General features: G+C 63.9%; 18 protein-coding genes and 1 pseudogene. 7 read left to right on the top strand and 12 right to left on the bottom strand.

The window, feature by feature from the left end; translation table 11 throughout:
- Positions 1 to 3 precede the first annotated feature (3 nt).
- Positions 4 to 446 (bottom strand): annotated as a pseudogene (locus VEI45_RS21885) (SRPBCC family protein).
- 62 nt (positions 447 to 508) lie between these two features.
- On the opposite strand from VEI45_RS21885, the gene VEI45_RS21880 reads away from it, so the two are divergent.
- Positions 509 to 2,197 (top strand): alpha-keto acid decarboxylase family protein, encoded by a 1,689-nt coding sequence (locus VEI45_RS21880; protein ID WP_324856653.1) that lies wholly within the window; start codon positions 509 to 511, stop codon positions 2,195 to 2,197.
- 16 nt (positions 2,198 to 2,213) lie between these two features.
- On the opposite strand, the gene VEI45_RS21875 is transcribed toward VEI45_RS21880, so the two are convergent.
- From VEI45_RS21875 to VEI45_RS21855, 5 genes are read right to left on the bottom strand one after another with little or no spacing between them, the layout of a single operon-like run.
- On the bottom strand, positions 2,214 to 2,390 hold the full coding sequence (locus tag VEI45_RS21875; protein WP_324856617.1) for a (2Fe-2S)-binding protein: 177 nt from the start codon (positions 2,388 to 2,390) through the stop codon (positions 2,214 to 2,216).
- Between the two features lie 12 nt (positions 2,391 to 2,402).
- Positions 2,403 to 3,002 carry a fatty-acid--CoA ligase gene (locus VEI45_RS21870; protein ID WP_414687558.1) on the bottom strand — a complete coding sequence of 200 codons (600 nt, stop codon included), beginning with the start codon at positions 3,000 to 3,002 and terminating at the stop codon, positions 2,403 to 2,405.
- A gap of 26 nt (positions 3,003 to 3,028) precedes the next feature.
- The gene (locus VEI45_RS21865; protein ID WP_324856615.1) at positions 3,029 to 4,444 is read right to left on the bottom strand and encodes a FadD3 family acyl-CoA ligase; all 1,416 of its coding nucleotides are present in this window, start codon (positions 4,442 to 4,444) and stop codon (positions 3,029 to 3,031) included.
- 29 nt (positions 4,445 to 4,473) lie between these two features.
- Positions 4,474 to 5,664, bottom strand: a complete 1,191-nt coding sequence (locus tag VEI45_RS21860) for an amidohydrolase family protein (protein ID WP_324856614.1) — start codon at positions 5,662 to 5,664, stop codon at positions 4,474 to 4,476.
- Between the two features lie 35 nt (positions 5,665 to 5,699).
- The gene (locus VEI45_RS21855; protein ID WP_324856613.1) at positions 5,700 to 7,238 is read right to left on the bottom strand and encodes an AMP-binding protein; all 1,539 of its coding nucleotides are present in this window, start codon (positions 7,236 to 7,238) and stop codon (positions 5,700 to 5,702) included.
- Positions 7,239 to 7,353: 115 nt separating this feature from the next.
- On the opposite strand from VEI45_RS21855, the gene VEI45_RS21850 reads away from it, so the two are divergent.
- On the top strand, positions 7,354 to 8,088 hold the full coding sequence (locus tag VEI45_RS21850; RefSeq protein ID WP_324856612.1) for an enoyl-CoA hydratase/isomerase family protein: 735 nt from the start codon (positions 7,354 to 7,356) through the stop codon (positions 8,086 to 8,088).
- Between the two features lie 89 nt (positions 8,089 to 8,177).
- Positions 8,178 to 8,504, top strand: a complete 327-nt coding sequence (locus tag VEI45_RS21845; RefSeq protein WP_324856652.1) for a hypothetical protein — start codon at positions 8,178 to 8,180, stop codon at positions 8,502 to 8,504.
- Here the strand turns inward: VEI45_RS21845 and VEI45_RS21840 are convergent.
- A complete protein-coding gene (locus tag VEI45_RS21840) occupies positions 8,420 to 9,100 on the bottom strand; it encodes a helix-turn-helix domain-containing protein (protein WP_324856611.1) in 681 nt (226 codons plus the stop codon). The genes VEI45_RS21845 and VEI45_RS21840 overlap by 85 nt on opposite strands.
- 194 nt (positions 9,101 to 9,294) lie before the next feature.
- Here VEI45_RS21840 and VEI45_RS21835 point away from each other — a divergent pair, with 194 nt between their 5' ends.
- Entirely contained in the window at positions 9,295 to 10,623 is a 1,329-nt protein-coding gene (locus tag VEI45_RS21835) for a cytochrome P450 (RefSeq protein ID WP_324856610.1), read from the top strand.
- Here VEI45_RS21835 and VEI45_RS21830 read toward each other — a convergent pair.
- Positions 10,610 to 11,812 (bottom strand): cytochrome P450, encoded by a 1,203-nt coding sequence (locus VEI45_RS21830; RefSeq protein WP_324856609.1) that lies wholly within the window; start codon positions 11,810 to 11,812, stop codon positions 10,610 to 10,612. The genes VEI45_RS21835 and VEI45_RS21830 overlap by 14 nt on opposite strands.
- Before the next feature lie 36 nt (positions 11,813 to 11,848).
- Positions 11,849 to 12,457 carry a helix-turn-helix domain-containing protein gene (locus VEI45_RS21825; protein WP_324856651.1) on the bottom strand — a complete coding sequence of 203 codons (609 nt, stop codon included), beginning with the start codon at positions 12,455 to 12,457 and terminating at the stop codon, positions 11,849 to 11,851.
- A gap of 63 nt (positions 12,458 to 12,520) precedes the next feature.
- Here VEI45_RS21825 and VEI45_RS21820 point away from each other — a divergent pair, with 63 nt between their 5' ends.
- Positions 12,521 to 12,649: a hypothetical protein gene (locus tag VEI45_RS21820; RefSeq protein ID WP_324856657.1), complete on the top strand. Its 129-nt coding sequence runs from the start codon at positions 12,521 to 12,523 to the stop codon at positions 12,647 to 12,649.
- Positions 12,646 to 13,431 (top strand): spirocyclase AveC family protein, encoded by a 786-nt coding sequence (locus tag VEI45_RS21815; protein WP_324856608.1) that lies wholly within the window; start codon positions 12,646 to 12,648, stop codon positions 13,429 to 13,431. Before VEI45_RS21820 ends, VEI45_RS21815 begins: the two co-directional genes overlap by 4 nt.
- 17 nt (positions 13,432 to 13,448) lie before the next feature.
- Here the strand turns inward: VEI45_RS21815 and VEI45_RS21810 are convergent, their stop codons facing one another.
- A complete protein-coding gene (locus tag VEI45_RS21810; protein ID WP_414687556.1) occupies positions 13,449 to 14,438 on the bottom strand; it encodes a dihydrodipicolinate reductase in 990 nt (329 codons plus the stop codon).
- Between the two features lie 108 nt (positions 14,439 to 14,546).
- Positions 14,547 to 15,524, bottom strand: a complete 978-nt coding sequence (locus VEI45_RS21805; RefSeq protein WP_324856607.1) for an LLM class flavin-dependent oxidoreductase — start codon at positions 15,522 to 15,524, stop codon at positions 14,547 to 14,549.
- 213 nt (positions 15,525 to 15,737) lie between these two features.
- Here VEI45_RS21805 and VEI45_RS21800 point away from each other — a divergent pair, with 213 nt between their 5' ends.
- Positions 15,738 to 16,841, top strand: coding sequence for a dihydrodipicolinate reductase (locus VEI45_RS21800; protein WP_324856606.1), 1,104 nt, complete (start codon positions 15,738 to 15,740; stop codon positions 16,839 to 16,841).
- 3 nt (positions 16,842 to 16,844) lie between these two features.
- Here VEI45_RS21800 and VEI45_RS21795 read toward each other — a convergent pair whose 3' ends face one another.
- Positions 16,845 to 17,246, bottom strand: a complete 402-nt coding sequence (locus tag VEI45_RS21795) for a hypothetical protein (protein ID WP_414687557.1) — start codon at positions 17,244 to 17,246, stop codon at positions 16,845 to 16,847.
- Positions 17,247 to 17,249 lie beyond the last annotated feature (3 nt).

Here is a 17,249-nt window from a genome sequence, read left to right as displayed (position 1 = left end):
CGACTACTTACCCTTCTTCACCTTCAGCACCCGCTGGCGCAGACCTCGGTCCCGCTGTCGATCGTCCCTTTGACGGTACGTTTCAAGACGAAGCCGGGCAGCGGGACGACAGGGTCGACGCTGATCTCGAACTTGACCTTGGTGCGGTCGCCGTCGGGTACCAACGTGTATGAGGCGTCCTGCGAACGCTGCTGGCCAGAACTGACCAAGGTCCAGCTCACTTCGTTATCGCTCCACGTATAGGCCACGACTTGCTCGTCGGTGATGCCGGCCGCCTTCACCTTCATCTTGGCTTTGCTGGGTCGTCCGTCCTTGTTTTTCTCCAGGACTTCAGAGCTCTGGTGTGGCGGCGACCACTCGGTCAGCGACTCCAGATCGGCAATCACATCAAGGATCTCCGCCGGGGTAGCCTCGATGACTATTTCGCGGGTTTCGTTGATTGCCATGCCCGGACGATAGCGAGGCAGCACGGCGCGGAGGGTGTTTTCGACCGCAGACGCGTACCGTCATCCTCGTGACCGCTGATAGTGAATACGCCTACACCGTCGGTGACTACCTCCTCGACCGCCTGGTAGAACTCGGTGTTTCCGAAGTCTTCGGAGTCCCCGGCGACTACAACCTCGAATTCCTCGATCACATCGTCGCCCACCCCGACATCCGGTGGGTCGGGAACGCCAACGAGCTCAATGCCGGCTATGCAGCCGATGGATATGGCCGTCTACGTGGAATGTCAGCTGTGGTAACCACATTCGGAGTCGGCGAGCTTTCAGCGGCCAACGCGATCGCGGGCAGTTACGCCGAGCATGTCCCGGTTGTGCACATCGTGGGAGGGCCATCGAAAGATGCACAAGGCACCCGTCGGGCTCTGCATCATTCGCTGGGCGACGGCGATTTCGAGCACTTCTTCCGGATCAGCCGGGAAATCACTTGTGCCCAGGCTAATCTCATGCCGGCGACGGCCACCAGGGAAATCGACCGGGTGCTCAGCGAGGTCCGAGAGCAGCGGCGGCCCGGGTATCTGCTCCTGCCCACCGATGTGGCCCGCTTTGAAACTGAGCGGCCTACCGCGCCGTTGCCACGCTATACGGGTGGGACCAGCCCACGTGCGCTTGCTTTATTCACCCAAGCCGCAACCGAACTCATCTCCGATCACCAGTTGACTGTGCTGGCCGACCTGTTGGTCCATCGTTTGAATGCCGTCGACAAGCTCGAGGCGCTGCTGGCCGCCGATGTGGTGCCGCACGCCACGTTGATGTGGGGCAAAAGCCTGGTCGACGAGAGCGCGCCCACCTTCCTGGGTATCTACGCAGGAGCGGCCAGCGCCGAACCGGTCCGTCGGGCGATCGAAGAGGCGCCGGTGCTGGTGACTGCGGGAGTCGTCTTCACCGACATGGTCAGCGGCTTTTTCAGCCAGCGCATCGACCCGGCCAGGACCATCGACGTCGCAGCCCAGCAGAGCACGGTCGGCAATCAGGTGTTCGCGCCGCTGGAAATGGAAGCCGCGCTCGAGGCGCTGACCTCGATTCTCTTTCACCGTGGAATCACCTCACCGCCGGTCGCATCGACATCCGACGACGTGCACGTGAGAGCCCCCGGCCGCCAAGAGCCGCTCAGCCAAAAAGTGTTGTGGGACAGGTTTTGCCACGCGCTCACACCCGGCAATGTGGTGCTTGCAGATCAGGGCACCTCGTTCTACGGCATGGCCACTCACCGTCTCCCCCGCGGCGTCACCTTCATCGGCCAACCGTTGTGGGGTTCGATCGGATACACGCTGCCCGCCACCCTCGGCGCGGGGCTGGCGCATCGGGATCGTAGGCCGGTGCTGCTGATCGGCGACGGGGCCGCGCAGCTGACCGTCCAGGAGCTTGGCACCTTCTCGCGGGAAGGACTGTCGCCGGTCGTCGTGGTGGTCAACAACGACGGCTACACCGTCGAACGGATGATTCACGGAAAAGACGAGCCCTACAACGACATTGTCAGCTGGAGTTGGGCCGACATTCCCAACGCGCTCGGCGTGACCAATCACCTGACGTTTCGGGCCCAAACCTACGGCGAGCTGGACGACGCCTTTGTCGCGGCAGCGCAGAACCGTGACCGGATGGTGCTCATCGAGGCGATCGTGCCGCGGCTGGACGTCCCTGACCTGTTGAACGAACTCGCCCAACCGACTTCTCCGGATGGCAGCCCGCGTCGATGAACCTGTTGCGGCTGAGCTACGCACCCTGATCCGCGGTCGACACGCCCAGCAACGAGCGCAGCGTGCGCCGGCAGCGGCCGCAGTCGGCGCCCGCCCCGCACGATGCAGCGATCTGATTGGTTGTCGACGCCCCTTTGGCGATGACGTCGGCCACCACCTGGCTGGTGATGCCGTTACAAAGGCAGACGAACACCGAAGGGTCCGTTCACCCGTCGATCCGCATCATGTCGAAGAACTTGCCCACAAACACCGGCGGATAAGCGCCTACCCCGGCCCTGGCGATCCACGGGGCAGCGGCGTCGGGATGTTCGATCCAGCGGTGCGCAGAGTCCTCGTCATCGAGCTCCTGCAGGATCATCACCTCGTGCCCGTCGTCGAATGCCCGGAATATCCGGGTCTTTCGGACACCTGCCGCGGCGAATCTGGTCAGCCCGGCGCGGACTTCCGCGGTCAGCACGGACACGTCGTCGACTGATGCGATGGCGGCCACCACTACGCCTGGGTCGGTCGGGTTCGGCGGTGGTGACACCTCGAATCGCTCGACGATCTCACCGGCGAAGACCGCCGGAATGTCTTCTACGCCAACCGCGTCAAACCAGTCGAAGAACACGCGTGAGCGCAGCAGTTCCACAATCGGTTCACGGCTGTGCACACCGATCGTCACCAGCACGCGTCCGTAGTCATTTATCGACGTGTAAAGCAGCACATGGTGTGCGCCGATCCCGGCGAGCGCGGATTTGCGGCGTTGAAGCAGCGGCCACACCCGTTCCGGGTTCGGCACCCGATAGTCCGATGCGATCACCATCGAATGCGCTTGCGGATCTGTCGAGTTCACCGAAGTTGGTCCTTCATCACCTTGCCGGTCGCGTTCAGCGGCAGTTCATCGAGAAACTCAACGTACCGCGGAGCTTTGAAACCAGCCATCCGGTCGCGGCACCATGCGATCAAATCCTGCTCGGACACCGCGCTTTTGGTATTTTGAGTCGGCACCACGAATGCCTTACCCACCTGGCCGAGCCGCTGATCAGGCACACCGATCACCGCGACCTGAGCAACCGCGGGATGTTGCAACATGAAGCCCTCGATCTCAGCCGGGTAGGCGTTGAACCCGCCGACGATGAACATGTCCTTTTTACGCCCGTCGATCCGCAGCCGACCGGCTACATCGAGGTTTCCCAGGTCTCCGGTGTGCAGCCAGCCGTCGTCGTCGATCGCCTGCGCGGTGGCCGCCGGGTCGTCGAGGTAGCCCTGCATGACGCCATATCCGCGGACCAGCACCTCGCCGTCGTTGGCTATGCGCACCTCAACCCCCGCGCAGGGCAGGCCCGCGGTGGTGGCCACGTCCTCGAAGGAGTCGCCGGGCCGCGACAAGGTGACGTTGCCCGCCTCGGTGAGCCCATAGCCGGTCATCAGCGTCTGGAACGGCAATTCGCCGTGTACGCGCCGAACCAGTTCGACAGGGATGTCGGCGGCGCCGGTCACGCCTGCCCGCAACGTCGACAGCCTGGTCTTGTCGCGAACCGCGAGTAACGAATGGTACAGCGTCGGCGGACCGGGCAGCATCGTAATACGTTCGCGTTCAATGAGATCCACCACCATGTCGACGTCGAACACCGCGACCGGCAGCATCGTCGCGCCACGGAGGAAGGATGTGATCAGGCCCGCCTTCAAGCCGAACGTGTGGAAGTAGGGGTTGATCTGCAAGTAGCGGTCGCCCTCGCGCAGATCCGCGAGCGTCGCCCACTCTTCGTACATCCGCAGCGTTTGGTGATGGTTCATCATCGCGCCCTTCGGGCGGCCGGTCGTGCCCGAGGTGAAGATGATGTCCGAGATGTCGGTGCCGTCCACGGCACGCTCGAACGGGGAACCGCTGGAAAGGAAGTCGGATTTCAGCTCGATGACCGGTATCCCCGCGGGCGCGGCGTAGTCCTGGCCAAGGAATCCTTTCTGCACCAGGACGGCCTTCGCTGCGCTGCGGGTGATGATGTCGGCCGCTTCCTCGGTTTTGAAGCGGGTGTTGACGGGAACCAGCACGCCGCCGGCGGTCAGCAGCCCGAACGCCGCGATGATCCATTCCGCCGAATTAGGCGCCCAGATTGCGGCCCGATCGCCTTTACCGATACCGAGGTCGGCGAACGCACCCGCGGCACAACGGATTCGCTGGACCAGATCCGCAAAGGTGAAACGCAGCGGACCGTCGACGACCGCTTCCGCGTCGCCGAAGCGGTCCGCTGCGCTCAAAACCATCTCGGGGATGGTCTGCCAAGGCGGCTCCGTCACACGGTGAAGAGCCGACCGAGGTTGCCGCCCATGATCTTTGCCTGATCCTCGACGGACAGGTGCGACAGCGCGTTGACGTAGAAGGTCGGCTCCGCCAGCCCTTCCGGGTGCGGCCAGTCCGAGCCGTACAAGACCTGATCCACACCGACGAGGTTGACCAGATCGTCGATGCCGTCCTCGAAGAACGGGCTGACGTGGATTCGGTTCTTGACCATCTCGACTGGGTCGCTCGGGAAAGCCTCCGGGGCCTTCCGGTAGACCTCGGCCAGGCCGTCGAGCAGCGGCAACATCCACTTCGAACCGGCCTCGACAATCGCGACCTTCAGCTTGGGATGGCGGTAGAGCGCGCCGTGGATCACCCACGACCCCACCGAGTCCTGGATCGGCCGCCACTCGTTGAGGATGCCCATCGCATTGGTTTGGAACGGCAGCATCTCCTGCTCGGCACCGTCCCATTCGGAGGTGTATCGGGAGTAGCCACTGTCGCTGGAGTGCATGCCGACCAGCACGTCGTACTCGACGACCCGTTCCCAGAACGGGTCGAACTCGGGCACCGCGAACGACCGCGGGCCACGGAAGCCGGGGACCGGAGCCGGACGGACCAGGATGCAACGCGCACCACGCTTGACCGCCCACTCCAGCTCCTCGATCGCCTTCTCGACGATCGGCAAGGTGATGACCGGGGTGGTGAAGATCCGGTTTTGGTAGTTGAAGCCCCAGACCTCATCGAGCCACTGGTTCAGCGCATGGATCAGGACGTGGATGGCGACTGGGTCGTCGCGCAGCCGCTCCTCGAGCAGGCTGGCCAGCGTCGGGAACATCAGGGTGCGGTCCAGACCCAGCTCGTTCATCTTCTCCAGGCGCGGGCCGGGCTCGAAGAACGCCGGGATCGCGCGCATCGGCTCACCGAACAGCTCGCGCTTGGTTTTGCCGTCCGGGTTGCCGTACTTGAAGTACTCCTCCCAGGCACCCGGCCGGGCGACGACCTCGAAGGTCGGGTTGGGAATGTAGTTGCTGATCTGGCCGCGGATCGCGATTTTGGTGCGCCCATTGATCTGCACGTACTGGACGAAGTCCCGGTACTCCTTGGGGAGGAACTTGGTCAGCGCTTCCGGCGGCTCGTAGAGATGGTTATCCGCGTCAAAGATTGGAAACGGAATGTCCTCCCGATGCGACAACTGGCCCATGGAATCCTCCTTCGCAATTTGTGAGAATACTATTCTCACCCCGAGGCTACCGCAATGCCCTCCCGCACCAGACGTTTCTGCACCTTGCCGCTTGCCGTGCGCGGATAGTCGCTGACTTCGAGCAAAATCTCCGGCCATTTCTGACGAGCCACCCCCTGGCCGGAGAAATGCACCCGAACCTGGTCTTCGGTGGGCAATGCGTGGCCCGGTTTGAGCCGCAGGACGGCGGCGACCCGCTCACCAAGACCGGCGTCGGGGGCGGCGACCACCACCGCCTCCGCGATCCCGGGCATCCCGAGCAGCACCTCTTCCACTTCCACGGCGCTGATGTTCTCCCCGCCGCGGATGATGACGTCGGCTTTGCGGTCGGTGATGGTGAGGTAACCGTCGGCATCCAGCACGCCGACGTCACCGGTGCGATACCAGCCGTCGTCATCAAAGGCGGCCGCGGTCAGCACATCGTCGGTATAGCCCAGGAACAGGTCAGGCCCGCGGCTGAAAATCTCGCCGTCGGCGGCCAACCGGATCTCCACGCCGGGCATCGGACAACCGTCGGTGAGCAGGCGTTTGTCTTCCGGCGCGTCCAGGGTTGACCCGGTGATCGAGGGATGCTCGCTGCTGCCGTAGGACCGGAAGACGATGATGCCCATATCCGAGAGCCGTCGCGTCACCGCCGCCGGCACCGTCGACCCGCCCAGCCCGAGGGTCCTGATCCGGGCCCGATGCGCGGGCGTGCAATCGGGGTGATCGAGCAGACTGGTGACGAAGTAGGGCGGGCCGCCGCCCAGCGTGAGACCGTCGCGGTCCATCAACGCCAGCACTTCGCCCGGGTCCCAGTTGTCGATCAGATGGACCGACCCGCCATTGAGGACCGGGATCAGCAAAGCGGCAAGCATGCCGATGAAGTGCCCGACCGGTGTCGCGGTCAGCTGGTTGTCGCCGATTGACCGGATCTGGCCGGAGAGTTGGCGCGCTTCGCAGACCAGGCTGCGATGGCTGTGGATGACGCCCTTGGGCGCGCTGGTGGTGCCGGAGGTGAAGGCGATCAAAGCAGGTCCCGCCGGGTCGGCGGCAACCGTGCCGGCCATCGGTTCGTCGGCCAGCAGATCGTCGAAGTCCCGCCCGACCAAGCCGACGATTGGAATGTCGGAGCACAGATCAGGCTGATAGGTCATCCGGCCGAATTCCTCGGCGCTGATGAACACTCGCGGTTTGGCGGCGGCCAGGATGTGCGCCAGCTCCTTGCGGCCGTAGAAGTGCACGATCGGCACCAGCACCGCGCCCAGGAACGCCGACGCCCAGAACGTCGCGGCGGCCTCCATCCAATTCGGCAGCTGAAACGCGACGACGTCGCCGGCGCCGACGCCGCGGGCACGCAACCCGGCCGCAAGCCGACGGGCCACCTGCTCGACCTCGCGGAACGTTCCCGACCATGGTCGTACCGCCGAATACGCCCGAAACTGCGCGTCCGGAGCGGCGTTCAGCCCGCCGGCCAGCACCTGTCCCAGGGTCTCGCGGGTCCACCAGCCCGCGTCCTCGTATTGCGTGACCAGTTCGACGGGAATATTGCGCATTGGCTCAAGCCTCCGACCGGCAAACGTTAGGGTCCTTCGAAGGGCTATCGACTTGACGGGCCGATGCTATTCTCCGCTGAGGAGAATGCCAATATCGCGCGATGGGAAGCGGCGCATGGTGGACCTGGAGTTCGACCAAGGGCTTGCCGTGCTGACCATCGACCGTCCGCACGCGCGCAACGCGATCTCGCTGGACACCATGGACCAGTTGGAGAAGGCGCTCGACGCGGCCGAGGGGGCCAGTGCTCTTGCCATCACCGGCGCCGGCGACCGGGCCTTCGTATCCGGCGGGGACCTCAAAGAGCTCAGCAAAATCCGGACCGAGGAAGACGCGGCGGCGATGGCCTGGCGGATGCGATCGCTCTGCGACCGGCTGGCCAACTTTCCCGCGCCGGTGATCGCCGCATTGAACGGTCACGCTCTCGGCGGCGGCGCCGAGGTCGCAGTGGCCGCCGACATCCGATTGGCCGCCGACGACGTCAAGATCGGGTTCAACCAGGTGGCCCTGGAGATCATGCCGGCCTGGGGCGGAGCCGAGAGGCTGGCCGAATTGGTCGGCAAGAGCAGGGCATTGCTCCTAGCCGGAACCGGCATGGTGCTCGATGCCGCAGACGCCGAGCGGATCGGACTGATCGACCAGGTGTTGCCGCGGTCGACCTTCGACGAGGACTGGCGACGAGTGGCCCGGGCACTGTCGGCGCGTCCCGCGGGCGAGATCAAACGGGTCATCGACGGGGTCTCCCCCGACGAAGCCGTGAATGCGTTTGCGCGGCTATGGGTTCGCGACGGCCACTGGCAAGCCGCCGATCGGGTGATGAACCGGAGCGCCAAAGTAGGAGGTGCGATGTGAATACAGTCGGTAGGTCTCTGCTGGGCACGTCGGCGATCGCGCTGGCCGCCGTCGGCTTCGCGGTGCCGTCGCGGGCTGATGACCCGGTAATGCATCCAGTCACCTACGTGATCACGTCGGCCAGTCCGATCTATGCCGACATCTATTACCTGGACCAGCAGCCGCCGAAATTCTCCGACTACAGCCACAACACCTACCAGTACACGCCCAATGTCCGAGCCGACATCGCGCCGGGCCACCCATGGGTCTCGCCGACGGTGATGCTGTCAGATCCCAACGACTACGCCATGGTCACAGTTAGCACCGGTACCGAACCGGGCACGCCGATGTTTCACTGTGCTCTCGTCGTCGACGGGGCGGTGGTCGTCTCGAACGACGGCGCCAAGGGCGTGATCTGTTCGCTGCGTAGCTGGTGAGCCGGCAGACCCTCAGGGTCGCCCTCCAGTCGGTGGAGGTAGCGCTCGACGAACTCGACGGTCTCGGCATGCCCGGCGGACATGCCGAGCGCCTGCTCCATCACCAGCACCCGGGAGACACTGGTTATCAGCACCGACCACACCAGCGGCGGCACCTGGGCGGGGTCGACACCGTAGCGCTGCAGAACCGTCGACAGCGCCTTTTGTTGCTCTTCGCGAAAACGCTCCGCGTAGTAGGCAATTTCGGTTTTGAGCGCTTTGCGGTGATTGGCCAACGCGACGAATTCCATCGTTATCGCGGTGGCCGCCGGATCGGTGCTGAACCGCCACAGCGCCCACAGTGGTTGCGGCGATTGCAGTGCCTGCGCCTGTACCTCAAGTCCTTCTTCCGCGCGACGGCGGAACGCGGCCAAGAAAAGATCGTCCATGGTGCGGAAGTAGTAGTGAACAAGCTGAGGCTTCAGCGCGGCCTTCTCGGCGACACGGCGGGAAGTGACTGCGGCATAACCCTCTTCGAGCATCAACTGCTCGGCGGCGTCGAGCAGCACGCCCCGGTTCTTGGCATCGGGCGCCCCGATCCTGCGTGCCGAAGTCATGCCTTAGCTCCAAACTCCTGCCGATCGCCTGCTCAACATGGGTGATCGTAGCGTTGCGCAACGCCGTGACCTTGACCACGACATTAGCGCCATGCTAAGCAGGTGCTCAGCACTTTTCTCGATCTTGTATCAGGACGGCGCTACGTCTCGCCCTGAAACCACGGGTACATCAGCCTCGGGAGGCCCGTAACGACATGGCAAGCCTTGACTCAACGTTCGGTTCCATCGACTTTTTCACCGACCCGTCCCTGGTTCCCGATCCGCACCCTTACTTCGACTACCTGCGCAGCCAAAACCCGGTGATGCGGCTGCCCCACCACAACGTCGTCGCGATCACCGGCTGGGAAGAGGCCAACGCGGTCTATAAGGACCCCGACACGTTTTCCAACTGCGTCGCGCTCGGCGGCCCGTTCCCGCCGCTGCCGTTCGAACCCGAGGGCGACGATCTCAGCGCTCAGATCGAGGAGCACCGCAGTCAGTTTCCGATGTTCGAGCACATGGTCACCATGGATCCGCCCGACCACACTCGCGCACGCTCGATACTGAGCCGGTTGCTGACACCGAGCCGGCTGAAGGAAAACGAGGAATTCATGTGGCAGCTGGCCGACCGCCAGCTCGAGGAGTTCCTCGACACCGGCGAGTGCGAATTCATCGCCGAATATTCAAAGCCCTTCGCAACGTTGGTGATCGCTGACCTGCTCGGTGTCCCCGAAGAAGACCACAAGCAGTTCCGCACGGTGCTGGGCGCCGACCGTCCCGGAGCGCGGGTCGGGGCGCTGGATCATGAGTCGGTCGGCGTCAATCCGCTGGAGTGGCTCGACGAGAAGTTCTGCTCCTACATCGAAGACCGGCGCAGCAGTCCCCGCGACGACGTGCTGACCTCGTTGGCGACGGCGAAGTACCCGGACGGATCCACGCCCGAAGTCATCGAGGTGAGCCGTTCGGCGACCTTCCTTTTCGCCGCCGGGCAGGAGACCACCGCCAAGCTGCTGTCTGCGGCGCTGCAGGCACTCGGCGATCGACGCGATATCCAGCAGAAGCTGCGCAATGACCGCAGCCTGATTCCCAACTTCATTGAAGAATCGCTGCGCATGGAGAGTCCGGTCAAAAGTGACTCCCGGCTGGCCCGCAGGCCGGCCATGGTCGGCGGCGTCGACATTCCCGTCGGCACCATCGTGATGGTGTTGCCCGGCGCCGCCAACCGTGATCCGCGCCGATTCGACAATCCACATGAGTTCCAGCTCGACCGCAAGAACGTCCGCGAACATATGGCGTTTGCCCGCGGCGTGCATTCCTGTCCCGGTGCACCGCTGGCCCGCGTCGAGGGTCGGGTCTCGATCGAGCGCATTCTGGACCGGATGTCCGAAATCGGCATCAGCGAAACCAAACACGGACCGGTTGGCGAACGCCGTTACTCCTACGAGCCGACGTATATCTTGCGCGGCCTATCCGAATTGCACCTGACCTTCACGCCCCGATCGGCGCTGGCGCCGGCCGGCCGACCGCTACTCATCCGACGATGACAGGTAGGCGTGCCCACCCGCGCACGCTTGCGGTGTGCGCCCGTTCCGCGTTGGCGTAGTCGACTTCCCAGTCAGGCCAGCGTTTGAGGACCTCTTCGAAGGCCACCCGAGCTTCCAAACGGGCCAGCGCCGAGCCGAGGCAGAAGTGCAGTCCTTGCCCGAAGCTAAGGTGGCTGCCACGACGGTGGATGTCGAAGCGGTCCGGATCGGGGAACTGATGTCCGTCTCGGTTGGCAGAAGCGTTGAGTAGCAACATGAACGACCCTTCCGGTACGACGCGGCCGTAGTGCTCGGCATCCTGAGCGACGTAGCGGGCCTGCACCGGCGACGGCGGCTCGAAGCGCAGTGACTCCTCGACCGCGCCGGGGATCAACGACGGGTCGACGACGAGCTCGCGCCGTTGATCCGGGTGATCCGAGAGCAGCTGTCCCATGAAACCTATGAGCCGGGCGGTGGTCTCGTTGCCCGCACCGGCGATCATCGCGGTATAGGACAGCACCTCAGTGCGTGACAGCGGCCGTCGCGTCCCGTCGGGTTCGTCGATCTCGGCGGCTAGCAGCTCGCTCATCAGGTCATCGGAGGGATGCTCGGCCCGCCATTCGATGAACTCGCCGAACATCACGATGGTTCCTTCAAATATCTTCTGACTGACCTCGCCGGGCTCGCGGCCCTTGGCGACGTCGATATAGGCGGCGTTGCGATCTCGGATGCTTACTTGATGCTCTTCGGGTATGCCAAGGAGGTAGCCGATTGTCCGCATCGGCATCATCGCCCCGAGATCCGCGATGAAATCGAAACCCCCAGAACCAATTAGCGGGTCCAACTCTTTGACGCAGAAATCGCGAACCAGCGACTCCACCGCAAGCATGCGCCGGGGAGTGAAGACCCGGGACAGCAGGCGACGGTGCAGATCGTGCAGCGGGGGATCCTCGAAAAGCAAAATGCCGGGCGGCACCTCGATGTTGTTGAACAAGATATCGGCGGTGGTGCCGCGTCCCGATCGATAGGTCTGCCAGTTCGGCAGCTCGCGCGCGACGTCCTCGTACCGACTCAGCGCATAGAAGTTGTACTTTTCGTTGTAGTACAGCGGCGCTTCTTCGCGCATCCGCTTCCATACCGGGTATGGGTTGTCGTCGATGTCGGGATCGTATGGGTCGTAATACAACTCGACCGCCTTGGCGCCTGTCATCTTCTTTCGAGTCCCTTCCAGTGCAGCGTTGGCTGTTCAGTCGTTGCGGTGCAGGAAGCCGTGCAGGATTGCCTGGATGAGTTCGTCAACGATCACCTCCCTCGACGGCGGCTTGGTGCCGAAGTAGGTTGACCGCAGCGCAGCCATGCCGGCGATCATGGCTACCGTTGAGTGCGCCGGCAGGTCGGGATGGTCGGAGCGCAGCCCGCGTAAGTTCATGCCCTCGGCACTGATTCGACCGAGGACCCGCAGTGCCCGCCTGACGTCGGCAATCCCGGTGTCGGCCAGTTCATCCTCGCTCAGAGCCTCCGATGCCATCAGCGTCAACAGCAGACCTTGGTGTTTCACGAACACGTCGTAGAGCTGTCCGACGAATAGCCGGGTCAGCTCCTGCTCGTCGGTCTCCTCGGGGACCACCGACTGCCACGTCTGGCCGAATTCGTCGACGAAGCTGGTGAACGGTAGGACAAGGGCCTCGCGGAACAGCGCTGCCTTCGAACCGAAGTGGCGGAACAGCAGATGCTCGGTGACACCGGCGGCCGCTGCGATTTCACGGGTCGTGGTGCTTCTGTAGTCCTGACGGGCGAACAGCGTTCGGGCGGCGTCGAGCAGCAGTCTGCGCGGTTCGCCACGGGGCCGGCGCATCGTCGCGGCGGCAGATCGCTGGGGCACGACGTTTAGGATAGTATGCACTATCCTAAACGTCGAGTGCGTATCGAAAGGGGTGCGGACATGGGCGCGGTGATCATGCTCGGCACGCTGTTCGGACTGATCGTGTTGATCTTCGGGCTGGTGCTGCGTTTCGACCCGGAGGCACGTCAAGGGCGCGACCAATGAGTGCCCAGATGACACCCGTGATGCAGGCGGCCAGCGACTTCGCGCTCGTCGGGGGCATCGCATTTACCGCCAGCGGTGTGTACCTCAGCGTTCGCCAGCGCCGTGTGCACCCCCTCCTGCTGCTGTGCATCTCGGCGATCTCTTTCTCGTGGATTGAGGCGCCCTACGACTGGGCGATGTACGCGCAGTTTCCGCCCGCGATTCCCCGCATGCCGTCGTGGTGGCCGCTGAACATGACGTGGGGTGGATTGCCCTTGTTCGTTCCCATCGGCTACATCTCCTACTTCGTGCTGCCGGCCGTGACAGGCGCCGGGCTGGGGCAATGGTTGAGCGCAAAGTTCGGTTGGCGCAGGCCCACAACACTATTGACGGTCGGCCTGATTGTGGGCTTCTGCTGGGCGCTTCTCTTCAATGGGTTTCTCGGAGCCAAGCTCGGCGTTTTCTATTACGGCCGGGTGATTCCCGGCCTGGCGATACGTGAGGGAACGACTCACCAGTACCCGCTTTACGACTCGCTGGCGATGGGTATTCAGATGATGGTCTTCACCTATCTCCTCGGTCGCACCGACGCGCAAGGACGAAATGTCATCGAGATGTGGGCCAATAAGCGGTCGAAGAGTCGACTTGGATCGTCGATTCTGTCCATCGTCGCCGTCGTCGTCATCGGAAACGTTCTCTACGGTGCCGTCTTTGCGCCCCATCTGGTTACGAAGTTGGGCGGTTGGGTGACCGCCGCGCCGCCGGGCCAGTTGTTCCCAGGCGTGCCGAACCAGCCCAAGTAGGCACTTCCGTGAACTGCTCAGTCAAAAGCGTGCCGCGGCAGGGTCATTGGGATGTCCAACGAGCTCAGCAGCCCAGGCGCCGCGTCGATGACATACGGGATCGCGTTGACGACGCGCATGGCCGTGGACGCCATGGCGGCCCGGCCCGCGCCGTGGCCTTCGGCCTCGCCGAGCGCCATCTCGCAGTGGATGTCAGGATCGCCGACGATGTCGACCCGGTAGGTCGCGTCGAACTCCGACTGCGGCCAGTCGGGTGCGACGTCGCGCGCCATCCGGATGACGTGTTCGATCACGATCGCTTCCCGGCCGTTGACCACGCCTGCGGCGCGGGTGCGGACGGCGCCGCAGGTGCCTGCCGGGATGGTGCCGAATGCCACCTCGATCTCGCGACCGGTCGGTTGCCGATCGAAGGAACTCCGCATCTCCTCCACCTCGACGCCGAGGCCTTGTGCCATCAGGTATATCGGTGCTTTCCAAGCCATCTCGATGAAACCCGGTGTCTTCATCATCGGTTCGAAGTCCAGCGGCCGACCGAAGCCCAGTCCGTCCATCATCACGTCCGCGACCGGGTAGTGGTCATTCAGCGCGACCTCGCTGGCCGTGATGCTGCGAATGTTCTTCGACTGGGTGCTCATCAGCAGCGCAAGCTGGTCGGATGCGAAGCCGGGGAAGATGCCCGATACATACAACGACGCGTGGCCGGCGGCGGCGGCCGCCTCGAGTTGCTTTCGCCAATCCGGGGCGAAATACGACGGCGGGTGGACCAGGCTGGTCGACGACGTCGACACGACGTTGATGCCGGCCTCCAGCAACCGCAGGTAGTCGCGCACCGCGGCCGCGTCCCGTTCGGGTCCGCTCGCGGCATACACCACGCAGTCGGGCGCAAGCCCGATCAGCGCATCGGCGTCGTTGGTTGCGGTCACACCGATCGGTTCGCCACCGGCCAACTCGCCGGCGTCCTTACCAACTTTGCCAGGCGAATACACCCATACGCCAACCAGTTTCATATCGGGACGGCGCCTGATCGCATCAATTGCGTGCGCGCCGACTCCCCCGGTGGACCATACGACGGTACGAGCGGGTTCAGACACCGAAGACGGCACAGACGTTCTCCTCTACTCGGACCGCGCCCGCGCGGTCGCCGCGGCCGCAAGCTCCAGATGGTGCCACGCCGCAGCGGGCGGAATGCCGCCGCACAGCGGGTGCAGCGGCAGCGGTCGCCCGCTGCGGATGTAGTCGGTTGCCTCATCTGGGGTGAATATCCGGTAGGGACCTTCCTCTTCCCGCAGGGCCGTCACGTTGTCGGCACGAGTGATGCTGCCCACCGAGTCGTCGTGCGGGCGGTACGACGCGGCGGTCACGGCGTCGTGCACCAGGTGCGGTCCCAGCACCTCCCACGCCTGATCGACATCGTCGGCGACGAAAACCGTTGTGGGAGTGCCTGGCACCGGAGACTGAACGATGCCGGGCTCGTGCCCGGCGGCCCGGCATTGCGATTCGTAGTACTCCCGCAGATCCGGGGAATCGGTCTGCGAGATGAACCCGAGGCCGTGCGTGGCGGCGCGCCGAGCGGCCGCCTTGCTGCCGCCGGCGATCATCATCAGCGGTCCCGTCGCCGACCCGCACGACGGGGTGACGCGAACCCGGCGGCCGTGATACTCGACAGGTTCGCCTCGCACCAGACGGCCGAGCACGGCCAGCATCTCGTCGGCGACCCGGCCACGCGTGGTGATGTCCAAGCCGAAATGGTCGTACTCCTCGCTGCGATGACCGACACCAAAGACATACGACACGCGGCCTCTGCTGATGAGATCCAAGACCGTCATCTCCTCGGCCAGCCGTATCGGATCCCAGAGTGGAATCGGCACCGCGGCAAGCAGAATCGCCATCTGCTTGGTTCTGGCGGCGATCGCCGAGGCCAAGATCAGCGGGGTCGGCAGATGGCCGTCGTCGGCGCCGTGGTGCTCGGACAGGACGGTGAGGATCGCACCACGGGTGTCCGCCCAGGCGCACATGTCGATGGCCGCGGCATACAGGTCGGTGGCGGGCGCGGCCCAATCGGGCGCTCGCATGTCGAACCTCAGCGTGAACATCGGTCACGTCTCCCGCATTGTTCTCGTGCCGGCCGGCGGTATGAGGACCGCCGCGTGTGGGCACCTTATCAACCTAATATTTGTTCTTTGGATCTTTTGTCCAGGTTCGCGATACTACATATCAATGCTTTCGGTAAGAAGGCGTCTGCCCCACCCACCCCGATCACGGACCAAAAATTAGGTAGCCTCAACACTTAGTAAGAGAGGATCGAAATGACGAACAGCCCTTTACGTGTGGTGGTCTGGGCGACGGGCGGCATCGGATCGATCGCCATCCACGCCATCCAACGTCGACCCGACATCGAGCTCGTGGGCGTGTGGGTGCACTCGGATGAGAAGGTCGGAAAGGACGCCGGCGAGCTGGCCAACGGTGAGCCGATCGGACTTGCCGCCACCAACGACGCGGATGCGCTGATCGGCCTGAAACCCGACTGCGTCATCTACGCGGCCAGCGGTCCCGAACGCGACTCGCTGGCCATCCCTGACTACGTCAGGTTTCTCGAGGCCGGTGTCAATGTCGTCACGACAAGCACCACGCGGCTGGTCAATCCGCGCGCCTACGAACCCGCGGAGTGGCGCGACCAACTCGCCGCCGCAGCCAAACAGGGCCAGGTCTCGCTGTACGCGTCGGGAATTGAGCCGGGCTTCGCCGCCGACTACTTACCTCTGGTGCTGTCGACCCAGTCGTCGTCGATCGAGAAGATTCACGCGTTCGAGATCGGGTTGTACGACGACTACGGAGTTCCCGACATCATGATCAACGGGTTGGGTTTTGGTCAGCCCCTTGACTATCAGCCATGGATCAGCTTTCCCGGCGCGATTGCCGGCGAATGGCAGGGGCAGATCCGATTAATCGCCGATGCACTCGGGGTCGAGGTCCAAGAGGTGCGCGAGAACTTCGATCGCGCGGTGACGAATCGGACCCTGGACGTCGCGATGGGCACCGTCGAGGCTGGGACCTGCGGCGCACTGCGAATGCGGGCGATCGGTGTGGTGGACGGTCGCGAGGCCATCGTCATCGAACACATCACCCGACTGGCACACGATGTCGCGCCGGATTGGCCCACCGGCATCGGCGATTTGAGCTACCGCATCGTCATCAGCGGTGATCCCGACATCGAATGCACGCTGGCGGCGACGCTCAAGGATCCGCAACGGGCCGGAGTGGCGGGAATGACGTCAGGCGCGGGCGCGATGGTCGCCACCGCGATGCGAGTTCTCAACGCGGTGCCCTATGTCGTTGCCGCAGAACCTGGACTGCTGAGTTCGGTCGACCTACCGTTAACAATTCCGCGCAATGCGTTTGTCAGGCAATAACTTTTACGTGTCGCCCCGCGTCCAGAAGGTCTGGCCCGCCTGCGCTATGCAGACCAGGAATAGCCCGTCGGGCGACTGCGCAACGTAGTTCAGCCACTGCTTGCAGTCAGCATTTTCTTCCTTGATTCCCGCCATCGGAGGCGAACGGAACCACCGTGGCTGATATCTGCGGGGTGAGCCGCAGAACATCAGCCGTCCGGGCTGCGAGGAAAAAGAAGTGTAATAGTCTGTGACCCCAAACACGTAATAAGTGGTGTTGTCACACGGTGCGCCGAGGACCATGTGCGGGGCGACGCCTGGGGTGCAGTCCGGATAGTCGCAAACAGTCGGACCGGCGGCAGCAGTCGGCGGCATCAACGCGCCGACTCCGATCAGCGCAGCAACCACTGCCACGATGAGACGCACCGA

Source organism: Mycobacterium sp., from assembly GCF_035623875.1.
Lineage (GTDB): Bacteria > Actinomycetota > Actinomycetes > Mycobacteriales > Mycobacteriaceae > Mycobacterium.
This window is presented reverse-complemented; position numbering and strand designations above follow the sequence as displayed.